At 63.3% G+C, this 13635-nt stretch carries 13 protein-coding genes and 1 pseudogene; 6 read left to right on the forward strand and 8 right to left on the reverse strand.

Going from position 1 to position 13635, the window contains the following annotated elements:
- Positions 1-37: 37 nt before the first annotated feature.
- The 6 genes from AAHB08_RS16680 (at position 38) to tauD (ending at position 6121) form a co-directional block, all read left to right on the forward strand.
- Positions 38-931, forward strand: a complete 894-nt coding sequence (locus tag AAHB08_RS16680; RefSeq protein WP_342059553.1) for a LysR family transcriptional regulator — start codon at positions 38-40, stop codon at positions 929-931.
- 149 nt (positions 932-1080) lie between these two features.
- Positions 1081-2184 carry a YdcF family protein gene (locus tag AAHB08_RS16685; protein ID WP_342059570.1) on the forward strand — a complete coding sequence of 368 codons (1104 nt, stop codon included), beginning with the start codon at positions 1081-1083 and terminating at the stop codon, positions 2182-2184.
- Positions 2185-2494: 310 nt separating this feature from the next.
- Complete coding sequence (tauA, locus tag AAHB08_RS16690) at positions 2495-3469, forward strand: taurine ABC transporter substrate-binding protein (protein WP_342059554.1); 975 nt, start codon at positions 2495-2497, stop codon at positions 3467-3469.
- A 16-nt stretch (positions 3470-3485) separates the two neighbouring features.
- Positions 3486-4253: a taurine ABC transporter ATP-binding subunit gene (gene tauB, locus AAHB08_RS16695; protein ID WP_342059555.1), complete on the forward strand. Its 768-nt coding sequence runs from the start codon at positions 3486-3488 to the stop codon at positions 4251-4253.
- A complete protein-coding gene (gene tauC / locus AAHB08_RS16700; protein ID WP_342059556.1) occupies positions 4250-5080 on the forward strand; it encodes a taurine ABC transporter permease TauC in 831 nt (276 codons plus the stop codon). Before tauB ends, tauC begins: the two co-directional genes overlap by 4 nt.
- 189 nt (positions 5081-5269) lie before the next feature.
- Complete coding sequence (gene tauD, locus AAHB08_RS16710; RefSeq protein ID WP_342059557.1) at positions 5270-6121, forward strand: taurine dioxygenase; 852 nt, start codon at positions 5270-5272, stop codon at positions 6119-6121.
- Positions 6122-6271: 150 nt separating this feature from the next.
- Here the strand turns inward: tauD and AAHB08_RS16715 are convergent, their stop codons facing one another.
- From AAHB08_RS16715 to cyoA, 8 genes and pseudogenes are all read right to left on the reverse strand, one after another.
- The gene (locus tag AAHB08_RS16715) at positions 6272-6640 is read right to left on the reverse strand and encodes a DUF1428 domain-containing protein (protein ID WP_043133720.1); all 369 of its coding nucleotides are present in this window, start codon (positions 6638-6640) and stop codon (positions 6272-6274) included.
- A gap of 74 nt (positions 6641-6714) precedes the next feature.
- The gene (locus AAHB08_RS21180; RefSeq protein ID WP_404838547.1) at positions 6715-6879 is read right to left on the reverse strand and encodes a hypothetical protein; all 165 of its coding nucleotides are present in this window, start codon (positions 6877-6879) and stop codon (positions 6715-6717) included.
- A gap of 147 nt (positions 6880-7026) precedes the next feature.
- A pseudogene (locus tag AAHB08_RS16720) lies at positions 7027-8076 on the reverse strand (MFS transporter); the annotation flags it as partial.
- A 188-nt stretch (positions 8077-8264) separates the two neighbouring features.
- Positions 8265-9158, reverse strand: coding sequence for a heme o synthase (cyoE, locus tag AAHB08_RS16725; protein ID WP_342059559.1), 894 nt, complete (start codon positions 9156-9158; stop codon positions 8265-8267).
- A 10-nt stretch (positions 9159-9168) separates the two neighbouring features.
- Positions 9169-9501, reverse strand: a complete 333-nt coding sequence (locus AAHB08_RS16730) for a cytochrome o ubiquinol oxidase subunit IV (RefSeq protein ID WP_319913330.1) — start codon at positions 9499-9501, stop codon at positions 9169-9171.
- Between the two features lie 75 nt (positions 9502-9576).
- Positions 9577-10188, reverse strand: coding sequence for a cytochrome o ubiquinol oxidase subunit III (locus tag AAHB08_RS16735; protein ID WP_202046728.1), 612 nt, complete (start codon positions 10186-10188; stop codon positions 9577-9579).
- A 107-nt stretch (positions 10189-10295) separates the two neighbouring features.
- Positions 10296-12272 carry a cytochrome o ubiquinol oxidase subunit I gene (cyoB, locus tag AAHB08_RS16740; protein WP_139436392.1) on the reverse strand — a complete coding sequence of 659 codons (1977 nt, stop codon included), beginning with the start codon at positions 12270-12272 and terminating at the stop codon, positions 10296-10298.
- A 3-nt stretch (positions 12273-12275) separates the two neighbouring features.
- The gene (cyoA, locus tag AAHB08_RS16745; protein WP_139436390.1) at positions 12276-13349 is read right to left on the reverse strand and encodes a cytochrome o ubiquinol oxidase subunit II; all 1074 of its coding nucleotides are present in this window, start codon (positions 13347-13349) and stop codon (positions 12276-12278) included.
- Between the last annotated feature and the right edge of the window lie 286 nt (positions 13350-13635).

Consider the following 13635-nt stretch of genomic DNA (forward strand, 5'->3'; position numbering starts at 1 on the left):
GCTTCTGGAACAACATTGTTTCCATATCGAGAACAACATGAACCAGGAAGCCTTCGCCCTGCTCCCGGCCTTCGTCGCCGTGGTGGAGTCGGGCTCTTTCTCCGGCGCCGCCCGTCAGCTCGGTCTCAGCAAGTCGGTGCTGAGCAAGAAGGTGAGCCAGCTCGAGCAGGCCCTCGGCTGCCAGCTCCTCTATCGCACCACCCGCTCCCTCACCCTCACCGAGGCGGGGGAGCGCTACTTCGAGACGGTGCGCCATGCGGTGCGCCTGGCCTGCGACGGGGAAGATGCCATCGGCGCCCTGCAATCGGCCCCCCGCGGCCTGCTGCGGGTGACTGTGCCCATGGTCTATGGCCGGCGCCACATAGCCCCCCTTGTCCCCGAGTTTCTCGCCCTCCACCCCGAGGTGCAGTTGCAGCTCGAGATGAGCGATGCCCAGCAGGATCTGGTGGCCGAGGGGTTCGACGTGGCGGTGCGCATCGGCGAGCTGGAGGATTCGAGCCTGGTGGCCCGCCGCCTCGCCCCCTGTCTCAGCACATTGTGCGCCGCCCCCGCCTACCTGGCGCAGGCCGGCACGCCCCGCACCCCGGTCGATCTCGAGCGCCACAACTGCCTCTTCTACTCCCTGTTTCGCGGCGGCACCCAGTGGCGGCTGCACGGGCCCGAGGGGGAGGTGGCCATCACCCCCAGGGGCAATTTCGAGGTCAACAACAGCGACGCCATCCACACCGCGCTGCTGGCGGGGCTCGGCATCGGCAACATGCCGGACTTCATCGTGGCGCGGGATCTCGCCGCCGGCCGGCTGGTGCCCGTGCTGCCTGACCATGCCCTGCCCGAGCACGGCATCTGGTGCGTCTATCCCAGGCGCCGCCACCTGCCCGCCAAGGTGGAGGCCTGGCTGGCCTTCCTGCAGGAGCGGCTGGGGCTGCGCTGAGGGCACCATCGGGATAACCGTAAGGGTTCACGTTTTTTTCATCGGGAAGGGAGTAGAGTAGGCAGCAAACCAAGCATCTGTTTTTATTGGAAAAGCATTCAGGGGACGAGCCACGGTATCGCGCCCCTCACCCCAGGGGGAGCCCCATGATGAAGAAAACCGCGATTGCCCTGACCCTCACCAGCCTGCTGGCGCTGCCGCTCTTTGTCGCATCCGATGCCTGGGCCGCCCCGGTGCGCTCCCTGCAAAAGGAGCAGAATTACGATCAGTACATCAGCAAGCGCCAGGTGGTGGACCAGCTGCTGGCAGACGCCGCCCGCATCTTCCACTCCCCCGCCCGGGTCTCCGATGCGGGCTTCACCGCCAAGATGCCGAGCAACATGGAGCAGGTGACCACCCTGCTGCTGGAGGCGCACCAGCTCGAGCCCTATCGCACCGATCTGCTCATCTCGGCGGCCAACGCCCAGATCTACAACGGCAACGTGGAGAGGGCCATCGCCCTGTTCGAGCAGGCCCTCACCGCCGCCCCGGACGATCTGGACATCAACACCTATCTCGCCACCTGGCTGCGCTTCAAGGGCGATCAGGCCAAGTCCGATGGCTACCTCAAGCGGGTCGGCGAGCTCAACGCCGGTCGCGCCGCCGACTTGCAACGGCTGTTCGCCACCGTGGACCGGGTGGTCGCCACCCCCCTCAAGGAGCGTCAGGGACGAGGCGAGAAGAAGGGGCGCCGCGCCATCGTCACCCTGGGCTATGCCCTCAATCCCGATGGCTCCATGCACGAGATCCTGCTGGGGCGCCTCGAGACCACCCGCGCCCTGGCCCAGGCCGATCCGGCGGCCCTCGTCATCCTCACCGGCGGCGTGCCCCAGAACCGCCAGACCGAGGGCAAGCTGATGGCGGACTGGCTGGCAAAGAAGGGCATCGACCGCTCCCGCATCATCGAAGAGAACTACGCCACCAGCACGGTGGAGAATGCCCTCTACAGCGGCTATGCCCTCGCCCGCCACGAGATTGAGTTCGCCACCCTGGTGAGCTCGGCGAGCCACGTGCGCCGGGGCCAGACCCTGCTGGAAATCGCCTGCTGGCAGAGCGGCCCGGCCAATATCCGCATCGACAGCGTCGCCTACCCGGACAAGCCCCTTTCCGCCCTGGCCAAGGCGAGCCCGGAGGAGCTGCTCGGCATCTACCGCGACGCCCTGCGCACCTATGGCCTCTGGAGCTACCGCTCGGCCCCGCTGGTGGAGCGCTGATCCCCTGGCCCCGCCACCCTGGCGGGGCCTTTTCCTCTCTTCCCCCTGCCAGTCACTGCCCTCCCTGCTGGCCTGCCCCTGTGCGCACTTTCCGGCACCTGGGGTCTGGCGCTTTGCCCCTTGCGCCAACCACCCGATAGACGGCGGGTGAGCAAGCTATTCACCTCCCGGCATATCTCAAACAGATCATTGATTTACCGTTCTTTTTCTAAGAACCAAACGGCATGAGAACACCCTTCTCGTTCCTTCGCACTCGGGGATGTTCAGATAAAGATGTGGCTTCCAACCCCCCCGAACAAGGAAGTGCATCATGACAGCAAAAGGCATCTCTCTGTGGCTCGCGGCCTTAGTGCTGCTCGGCCAGTCCGCCCAGGCCCTCGAGGTCACCGTGGCCTACCAGACCTCGGCCGAGCCCGCCAAGGTGGCCCAGGCCGACAACAGCTTCGCCAGGGAGAGCGGCGCCACCGTGGATTGGCGCAAGTTTGACAGCGGCGCCAGCGTGGTACGGGCGCTCGCCTCCGGCGATGTGCAGATAGGCAACATCGGCTCCAGCCCCCTGGCGGTGGCGGCGAGCCAGAACCTGCCCATCGAGGTGTTCCTGCTCGCCTCCAAGCTTGGGGAGTCCGAGGCCCTGGTGGTGAAGCAGGGGCTCGCGAAACCCGAAGATCTGGCGGGCAAGCGCATCGCCGTGCCCTATACCTCCACCACTCACTACAGCCTGCTGGCGGCCCTCAAGCACTGGAACATCGACCCCACGACGCTGCAGATAGTGAACCTGCAACCGCCGGCCATCATCGCCGCCTGGCAGCGGGGAGACATCGACGGCGCCTATGTCTGGGCCCCGGCCCTCAACCAGCTCACCAGGGAGGGCAAGGTGCTGACCGACTCCGCCCAGGTGGGTGACTGGGGGGCGCCGACCCTGGATGTCTGGGTGGTGCGCAAGGACTTTGCCAAGGCCCATCCCGAGGTGGTGCAAGCCTTCGTGAACAGTACCCTGGCCGCCCAGCAGGCCTACCTCGCCAACCCCGACGGCTGGCTGGCCCAGCCCGAGCATCTTGGCAAGCTCGCGGCCCTGAGCGGCGTTCCCGAGGCGGACGTCCCCACTCTGGTGAAGGGCAATACCTATCTCGATGCGAAGGCCCAGAGCGCCGAGCTGGGCAGCCTGGTCAACCAGACCATCATCGACACCGCCCGCTTCCTCGAGAGCCAGGGCAAGGTGCCAAGCGCCGCCTCGGATTACCGCCAGTTCGTGACCGATCGCTTCGTGAAAGCCGTGGCCCAGTAAACCGGAGGAGACGACCATGCTGCAGCTCTCTCATGTGTCCGCCGAGTACGCCGGCAGGCGAGTGCTCGACAACATCAGCCTCTCCCTGCCCGAGGGGGAGCTGATGGTGGTGCTCGGCCCCTCGGGATCGGGCAAGACCACCCTCCTCAACCTGGTGGCGGGCTTCGAGCCCTGCCACCACGGCCAGATAAGTCTCGAGGGAAAACAGGTCACCGGCCCCGGCGCCGAGCGCGGCGTGGTGTTCCAGAGCGAGGGGCTGCTGCCCTGGCGCAACGTGCTGGACAACGTGACCCTCGGCCTGCAACTGGCGGGGGTGCCCAGTGCCCAACGCACCGAACAGGCCCAGGCACTGCTGCGTCAGGTGGGGCTGGAAGGCGCCGGCAATCGCGCCATCTGGCAGCTCTCCGGCGGCCAGCGCCAGCGGGTCGGCATCGCCCGAGCCTTGGCCACCCGGCCCCGCCTGCTCCTGCTGGACGAGCCCTTCGGCGCCCTGGACGCCTTCACCCGGGAGCAGATGCAGACTCTGCTGCTGCGCCTGTGGCACGAGCATCGGCGCCAGGTGCTGCTCATCACCCACGACATCGAGGAGGCCATCTTCATGGCCACCGAGCTGGTGCTGCTCTCCTCCTCCCCCGGACGGGTGATGGAGCGGCTGACCCTGGAGTTCGGTCGCCGCTTCGCCGCCGGGGAGCCCTGCCGCAGCATCAAGTCCGACCCGGCCTTCATCGAGCGCCGTGAATACGTGCTGGGGCGAGTGTTCGCAGAGCGGGAGGCCTTCCCATGACCCTCGCTCTCGCCCGGCAGCGGGATGTCACCCACGCACGCGCAACGGGCTGGCCCCTGCCCCGCCGTCTGACCCTGAGCCTCGCCACCCTGCTCGTCCTGTTGGCCCTGTGGTGGCTGGTGGCGCACCTTGGCTGGGTCGATCCCCTGTTCCTGCCGCCCCCGGAGCGGGTGTTGGCACAGCTCATCACCATCGCCGGGCCCCAGGGCTTTATGGACGCCACCCTGTGGCAGCACCTGGGGGCGAGCCTCGGCCGCATCCTGGTGGCCCTGGTCGCGGCGGCCTTTTTTGGCATCACTGTGGGCATCGCCATGGGGCTCAGCCCCACGGTGCGCGGCGGGCTGGACCCCCTCATCGAGCTCTACCGCCCGGTGCCGCCACTGGCCTACCTGCCCCTGATGGTGATCTGGTTTGGCATAGGCGAGACCTCCAAGGTGCTGCTCATCTATCTGGCCATCTTCGCCCCCGTGGCCCTGGCGACCCTGGCGGGGGTGCAGAGCGCCAACGCGGTGCGAGTGCGGGCGGCCCAGGCGCTGGGAGCATCCCGGCCCCAGGTGCTGTGGCACGTGATCCTGCCAGGCGCCCTGCCGGACATCCTGACCGGGCTGCGCATCGGGCTCGGGGTGGGCTGGTCCACCCTGGTGGCGGCCGAGCTTATCGCCGCCACCCGGGGGGTGGGCTTCATGGTGCAATCCGCCGGCGAGTTCCTCGCCACCGACGTGGTGCTGGCAGGCATTCTGGTGATCGCCCTGATCGCCTTCGTACTGGAACTGGGCTTGCGCGCCCTGCAGCGCAGGCTGACCCCCTGGCACGGAGAAGGACAATGAACCACAAGCTGACCGCTCCCATGGTGATCCTTCACATCGCCTTCGTACTGGAACCGGGCCTGCGCGCCCTGCAGCGCAGGCTCACCCCCTGGCATGGAGAAGGACAATGAACCACAAGCTGACCGCGATCCTTCACATCGCCTTCGTATTGGAACCGGGCCTGCGCGCCCCCTGGCATGGAGCAAGACAATGACCGACAAGCTGACCATCACCCCCCTGGGCCCCCATATCGGCGCCGAGATCGCCGGCGTCAATCTGGCCGAGCCCCTGACCCAGGGGCAGTTCGAGCAGATCCATCGCGCCCTGCTCAAATACCAGGTGCTGTTCTTTCGCGACCAGCCCATCACCCCGCGAGCGCAGCGGGCGCTGGCGAACCGCTTCGGGGATCTGCACATCCACCCCGTCTACCCCCACACGGAGGAGGCCGAGGAGATCATCGTGCTCGATACCCACGACGACAATCCGCCGGACAACGACAACTGGCACACCGACGTGACCTTCATCGAGACGCCCCCGGCGCTGGCCATTCTGGCCGCCAAGCAGCTGCCTCCCACCGGGGGGGACACCCTCTGGGCCAGCGGCATCGCGGCGCTGGCAGCCCTCTCCCCCCCCCTGCAAACCCTGCTGGCGGGGCTGGAAGCCGAGCACGACTTCACCAAGTCCTTCCCGGCTCACCGCCACGACGGCAGCGAGGAGGAGCGACAGCGCTGGCAGGCGGCCGTGGCCCGTCACCCGCCCCTGCGCCACCCGGTGATCCGCACCCATCCGGTGAGCGGTCGGCAGGCCCTGTTCGTCAACGAGGGGTTCACCACCCGGCTGCCCGGGCTGCCCCCAAAGGAGAGCGAGGCACTGCTCGGCTTTCTGTTCGAGCACATCCGCCGCCCCGAGTTTCAGGTGCGCTGGCGCTGGCAGGAGAACGACATCGCCATCTGGGACAACAGGGTGACCCAGCACTATGCCAATGCCGACTACCTGCCGGCACGCCGGGTGATGCACAGGGCCACCATACTCGGGGACAAGCCCTTCTGGCGCCCGAGCTGACTTGCGCGACGTCCCCTCGCCCAATGAAAAAGCCCGCCAAATGGCGGGCTTTTTGTACCGGCGGCGGGCCCTCAGCCCTTGAGCTCCAGCCACAATGGTGAAGCCCCAAGATCAGGCTGAATGGCGTGCTTGGGTGTCGCCGACGGGCCCTCATCCCTTGAGCTCCAGCACTGTGGTGAAGCCGCCAAAGATCATGCGGGCCCCATCGAAGGGCATGGTCTGGTGCATGGGGCTGGCCGGATCCATCCTGGGGTCCTTCATCATCTTGGTCATGGCCTCGTCCCGCACCGCCTTGCTCGGCCACTCCACCCAGGAGAAGACCACGGCTTCGTCCTCCTTGGCCGCCACCGCGCGGTAGAAGTCGGTCTGCTTGCCGTGGGGCACGTCATCCCCCCAGCACTCCAGCACCCGGGTGGCCCCATATTCGAGAAAGATGGGGTCAAACAGCCCAGCATGATCGATCAGGGCCTGCTTGTTGACCGTGGGCACGGCGATCACGAATCCGTCTACATATGACATGAGAGGTTCCTCCTGTGGTTGAGGATCTCAGCATAGCAGCCGTGCCCCTGGCCGCCCTCGGGGCCCGGTCACCCTCAGAGGGAGACCAGCCGCTCCAGATCGCTGCGGGTCAGGCGCTTGCTGTCCACCTTCACGTAGAGGGAGTGCTCCTCGCGCACCAGCAGCACGTCGCTCACCCCGTCGCAGGCGCGGATCCGCTGCTCCAGCGCCGGGGTGGCCTCGACCCCCTCCGGCAGCACGATGCGCAGGCTGCTGACGTAGGGAGGCTCCGCCATGGTGAGGCTCACCCCGAGCCAGAGCAGGGCCAGCACGGCGCAGCCGCCAAACACCAGAGGACCGCCCCCCAGGCTGTAGAGCAGGCCGCCGAGGCTGCCGCCGATGGCGACCCCGAGGAACTGGCTGGTGGAGTAGACCCCCATGGCGGTGCCCTTGTAGCCGGGCGGGGACTCCTTGCTGATAAGGGACGGCAGCAGGGCCTCCATCACATTGAAGCCGACGAAGAAGAGCTGCAGCCCGGCGAGCAGGCCCCAGAGTTGCAGGCCGCTCTGCCAGAGCACCAGCTCGGCGGCCAGCATCACCCCCACGCACCCGATGAAGACCCGCTTCATCTGGCGGTGCTTCTCGGCATAGATGATGAAGGGCACCACACTCACGAAGGCGACCAGCATGGTGACCAGGTAGGCCTGCCACTGGTGCTCCCGAGCCAGGCCCGCTTGTTCGAGCAGGGGCGGCAGAGCCACGAAGCTCGACATCAGCAGGGTGTGAACGCAGAGGATGCCGAGGTTGAGCCTGAGCAGGCGCGGGTTGGTGAGCACGGTGCGAAAACCGCCACGCACCATGGCGGACTCGCGATTCTGCAGGTGGGCCGCCGGGGTCGGCACCACCCAGATCACCATGGCGATGGCCGCCAGCGCCAGCAGGGCGATGAGCCAGAACAGACCGGAGAGTCCCACCGCCTGGGTGATCAGGGGGCCTGTCACCATGGCGATGGCGAAGGTGATGCCAAAGCTCACCCCGATGAAGGCCATGGCCTTGGTGCGATTCTGCTCCCGGGTGAGATCCGACAGGAGCGCCATGACGGCGGCGGAGATGGCGCCGCTCCCCTGCAGGGCGCGCCCGACGATGACCCCCCAGATGGAGTCGCTCAGGGCGGCGATGACGCTGCCCAGCGCAAACATCAGCAGGCCGCCGACGATGAGGGGCTTGCGGCCGATGCGATCGGAGAGCAGGCCGAAGGGGATCTGGAACAGGGCCTGGGTCATGCCGTAGATGCCGATGGCAAGGCCGATCAGCGCCTCGGAGGCGCCCGCCAGGGACATGCCGTAGGTGGTCAGCACCGGCAGGACCATGAACATGCCGAGCATGCGCAGCGAGAAGACGGAGCCGAGCGCCCAGGTCGCGCGGCGCTCGCCCCTCGTCATGGTGAAATCATTCATGATGGCCTCGATAGGTCAGGGAGAGGAGACAGAAAGGGGCGGATGACAAGGCACGCCACACCCGAGAAAGCCGACAAGGTGCCCCGTGGGGCGGGCCTCATAATAACAGAGCCGGGAAGGTTCCCGGCTCTGGATTCTATTGATTTTCCCGCGTTGCATCACAACACCGAGTCTGGCTGGCACCTGCCTCAGGGCAGCATGCTCACCAATACAGGCGCGGCATCCGGCTGGAAGTCCACCGACATCATCACGCTCAAACACGTGATGGTGACGATGGAGAACATGAACAGCTTGCGGGCCCAGAGGGAGTCATCCACCGCCGCCTTGTAACCGGACAGCGCCATCCCCAGCCACCAGACGCTCACCGCGGTGGCCACCACCAGATACTTGTAACCGGCGTAGCCGCCGAGGAACAGCATCAGGGTCGGCACCATGAACGCCAGTATGTAGAGGGTGATGTGGAGCTTGGCCACCGGGATCCCCTTCACCACCGGCAACACCGGGATGTTGGCGGCCTGGTAATCCTTGAAGCGGAAGATGGCGATCGCATAGGAGTGCGGCATCTGCCACAGGCTGAAGATAGCCAGCAGGATAAACGCCCCAGAGTCGAACTGGCCGCTCACCGCGCAGTAGCCGATGACGGGTGGCGCGGCGCCGGAGAGGCTGCCGACCAGGGTGCCATAGACCGAATGACGCTTCATGTAGAGGCTGTAGACCCCCACATAGACCAGGAAGCCCAGCACCGCCAGCAAGGCGGCAAACGGATTGGCCGCGAAGTAGAGCAGTGCAATGCCCGCAACGCCCAGTGCCGTCGCATACCAGAGCGACACACCGGGGGCGATGAGCCCCCTCACCAGGGCGCGGTTCTTGGTGCGCTCCATGATGCAGTCGATGTCCCGGTCGATGTAGTTGTTGAACACGCAACCGGAGGCCACCACCAGTGACACCCCCACCATGGTCAGGATGAACAGGGGCACATCCAGGCTCCCCTTCGAGGCCAGCAGGAAGCCGCCGATAACCGAGATGAGGTTACCGAAGATGATGCCCGGCTTGGTCACTTGCAGGTATTGCTTCATCATCACATCAACCCGCTCAGTGAACCATCATGTTGATGTTGAGGTTGTACATGATCCACAGGGAACCCACGACCACGATGGCGATGATGAGCACGGTAAAGACCAGTGCCACCAGGTTCCAGCGCTCCTCGGAGGAGGTGTTCATGTGCAGGAAGTAGACCAGGTGCACGAAGATCTGCACCACCGCCATGGCCACTACTGTGCCGAGCACCATGGCATGGGAGGCGGAGCCGTCCATCACCATCCAGAACGGGATCGCGGTCAGGATGAGTGACAGCACGAAGCCGGTCAGGTAGGACTTGACGCTGCCGTGGCTGGCGCCGTGATTGTCAACGGAATGAGTGCTCATTTACATGACCCCCTTCAGATAGGTTCTGACACTGTCGTGGCTGGCACAGTCAATATTGTCAACAAAATGACTCATTTACATGACCCCCATCAGATAGACCACGGTGAAGACGCAGATCCACACCACGTCCAGGAAGTGCCAGAACAGGCTCAGGCACATCAGGCGCGTGCGGTTGCGCTCGGTCAGCCCCTTCTTGCTGATCAGGACCATCATCACGATGATCCAGATAAGGCCGCTGGTCACGTGGATACCGTGGGTACCGACCAGGGTGAAGAAGGCGGAGAGGAAGCCGCTGCGATCCGGGCCCGCATCATTGACGATCAGATGATGGAACTCGTAGATCTCCATGGCGATGAAGCCGGCGCCGAGCAGGAAGGTGACCAGCAGCCAGGTGTTGACCGCGGAGACCTTGTTCTTGTTCATGGCCAGCATGCCGAACCCGAAGGTGATGGAGCTCAGCAGCAGCAGCATGGTTTCGGCGAACACGAACGGCAGTTCGAAGATGTCCTTGCCGGTGGGGCCGCCGGCGGTGCCGTTGACCAGGACCGCATAGGTCGCGAACAGGGTCGCGAACAGGATGCAGTCACTCATCAGGTAGATCCAGAAACCGAATACCTTGGTGGCACCGGCATCATGGTGCCCATCCTCATGGGCACCGTGAGAGTGATGTAGAACGTCAGTCGCCATGGAGTTAAGCCACCTTGTTGATATTGTCGAAATGCTGACCTTCGGGTGCCCATGTTTTCTGGGCACCGTTGAGGTGAATGTGATCTGGAGCGCCAGTTGTCATAGCGTCAGGCCACCTTGTTGATATTGTCGAAATGCTGACCTTCGATGCGCTCGATCTCGTCAACCTGTACGTAGTAGTCCACATCGTCGTTGAAGCTGTGGATGATCCAGGTGGCGATCATGCCGACGAAGCCGGCGATGGCCATCCACCAGATGTGCCAGATCATGGCAAAGCCGAACACCACGCTGAAGGCGGCGATGATGACACCGGCACCTGAGTTCTTCGGCATGTGGATGGGAGCGTACTTGGCCGGCTGGCGATAGGCGCTGCCGTCCTCTTTCGCTTCCCAGAAGGCGTCCAGACCGGTCACCTTGGGCTCGATGGCGAAGTTGTAGAAGGGCGGCGGAGAGGAAGTGGCCCACTCCAGGGTACGGCCACCCCAGGGATCGCCGGTCCAGTCACGGTTCTTCTCGCGGTCACGGATACTGACCACGACCTGGATGAGCTGGCACAAGACGCCGATGGCGATGAGGCCGGCGCCGCAGGCGGCAACAACCAGCCAGCCGTGGAACTCGGGATCGATGTTCTGGCTGACACGACGGGTCATGCCCATGAAGCCCAGCACGTAGAGCGGCATGAAGGCCACGAAGAAGCCGGTGATCCAGAACCAGAACGCACGCTTGCCCCAGACGTCATCGAGCTTGAAGCCGAACGCTTTCGGGAACCAGTAGGTGATACCGGCGAAGCAACCGAACACCACGCCGCCGATGATGACGTTGTGGAAGTGGGCAATCAGGAACAGGCTGTTGTGCAGCACGAAGTTGGCGGCCGGTACGGAGAGCAGTACCCCGGTCATGCCACCCACGGTGAAGGTGATGATGAAGCCGACGGTCCACAGCATGGGCGAGGTAAACTCGATGCGACCGCGGTACATGGTGAACAGCCAGTTGAAGATCTTCACCCCGGTCGGGATGGAGATGATCATGGTGGTGATGCCGAAGAAGGCATTCACGTTGGCCCCAGACCCCATGGTGAAGAAGTGGTGCAGCCAGACCACGAAGGAGAGCACGGTAATGGCCACGGTCGCCCACACCAGGGAGGTGTAGCCGAACAGCTTCTTCTTGCAGAAGGTCGCCACCACTTCGGAGAAGATCCCGAATACCGGCAGCACCAGGATATACACCTCGGGGTGACCCCAGGCCCAGATCAGGTTGATGTACATCATCATGTTGCCACCCATGTCATTGGTAAAGAAATGGGTACCCAGGTAGCGGTCTGCGGTGAGCAGGGCGATGGTGACGGTCAGGATCGGGAAGGAGGCAATGATCAGGATGTTGGCGCACAGGGCGGTCCAGGTGAACACCGGCAGACGCATCATGGTCATGCCGGGGGCACGCATCCGGATGATGGTGGCAAAGAAGTTGACACCGGTCAGCAGGGTACCTAACCCGGAAATCTGCAGACTCCAGATCCAGTAATCGACCCCGACCCCGGGACTGAACTCCAGCCCCGACAAGGGCGGATAGGCCAGCCAGCCGGTCTGGGCGAATTCACCGACCCCGAGGGAGACGTTGATCAGCACCACGGCCGCGGCGGTAAACCAGAAGCTCAGGTTGTTCAGGAAGGGGAAGGCGACGTCACGGGCACCGATCTGCAGCGGCACCACGATGTTCATCAGGCCGATCACCAGCGGCATGGCCACGAAGAAGATCATGATGACGCCGTGGGCGGTGAAGATCTGATCGTAGTGGTGCGCGTTCAGGTAGCCTTCGCTACCGGCGGAGGCCATGACCTGCTGACCACGCATCATGACCGCATCGGCGAAGCCGCGCAGCAGCATGACCATCCCTAAGATGAGATACATGATACCGAGGCGCTTGTGGTCCACCGAGGTGAACCACTCTTTCCACAGATATTGCCACTTGCCGTAATAAGTGATGAGACCGGCAAGCGCCAGCCCACCCAAGATGATACCGGCTATCGTAACCATGATGATGGGTTCATGGTACGGAACAGCCTCGAGTGTCAATTTTCCAAACATCGATTATTCCTCGGATCCTGCTTTCACACTCTTGTCAGCCATGGACGTGGCCATGTGTCCGGCATGCTCGTCGTGACTCATGGCCGCGTGGTCCATGGGTTCTGCTTTTGCAGCGTCATGGTTCATGGCCTTGTGGTCCATGGGTTCTGCTTTCGCGGCGTCATGCTTCATGGCCTCGTGGTCCATGGCGCCATCTTTTGCAGCGTCATGGCCGCCATGGGACATGCCGCCCATGAACTTGTTGATCACATTGACGAACAGCTTGGGATCGGCGCTGGCGAAGTACTCAACCGGGTGGTTTTCGCTCTTCTTGGCCAGGGCATCGAACTCACCCATAGTGCTCAGCATCTTGGGAGACTGTTTCACCTTGGCGACCCAGGCATCGAAACCGGCCTGGTCCTGGGTGGCAATCGCCTTGAACTTCATGCCAGAGAAACCGGCACCGCTGTAACTGCCGGAGATCCCCTTGTACTGACCCGCCTCGTTGGCAATCAGGTGCAGCTTGGTCTGCATCCCGGCCATGGCGTAGATCTGACCGCCCAGCTGGGGGATGAAGAAGGAGTTCATCACTGTGTCTGAGGTCACCCGGAAGTTGATCGGGGTGTTGACCGGGAAGGCCAGCTCGTTGACCGAGGCGATCCCCAGCTCCGGATAGACGAACAGCCATTTCCAGTCCAGCGAAATCACATCGACCTGGATCGGCTTGACGTCAGATTCCAACGGCTTGTAGGGGTCGAGGGAGTGAGAGGTTTTCCAGGTAATCACCGCCAGGATGGCGACAATAATGACGGGCACGGTCCAGACGACCGCTTCAATCTTGTTGGAGTGGGACCAATCCGGGGTGTATTTGGCAGTGGTATTGGATGCTCTGTATTTACGAGCAAATGCCACCGTCATAATAATCACAGGAATCACCACGATTAACATCAACCCGAGTGCGGTCAATATCAGTGACTTCTGCTCCAGACCAACCTGCCCCTTGGGGCTCATCAGAGCCATGTCGCAGCCACTCAGCAAGCCAGCGGTTGCCATCAACAGCAAAGCGCCCAAGCCCCTCTTTACTTCAAAAGGTCTCATGCAATGTCCTCATCGTTTCAAGGCTTATTGGTATAATAAAAATGCCGCATTTTATTGCATCAGACCGGCATGTGAACAACATGAAAAATTAATCCCAAAAATGTTCCAAGGGTGGTGAAAACAGGTATCAGATGTTAATCGCTTGACAGCGACCAATTTATTAAATTCACAGTTCATCAATTCATCTCCCGTTAATTTATCTCCCCGCCAAAATCGCTCACCGATTAATCAAAACGGTCCATACCCCTTATTTCAAGAGGGAGAAACAGGGCAAGGAAGAGTCATT

Origin of the sequence: Aeromonas sp. OTU364 (genome assembly GCF_038440395.1) — a bacterium.
Lineage (GTDB): Bacteria > Pseudomonadota > Gammaproteobacteria > Enterobacterales > Aeromonadaceae > Aeromonas.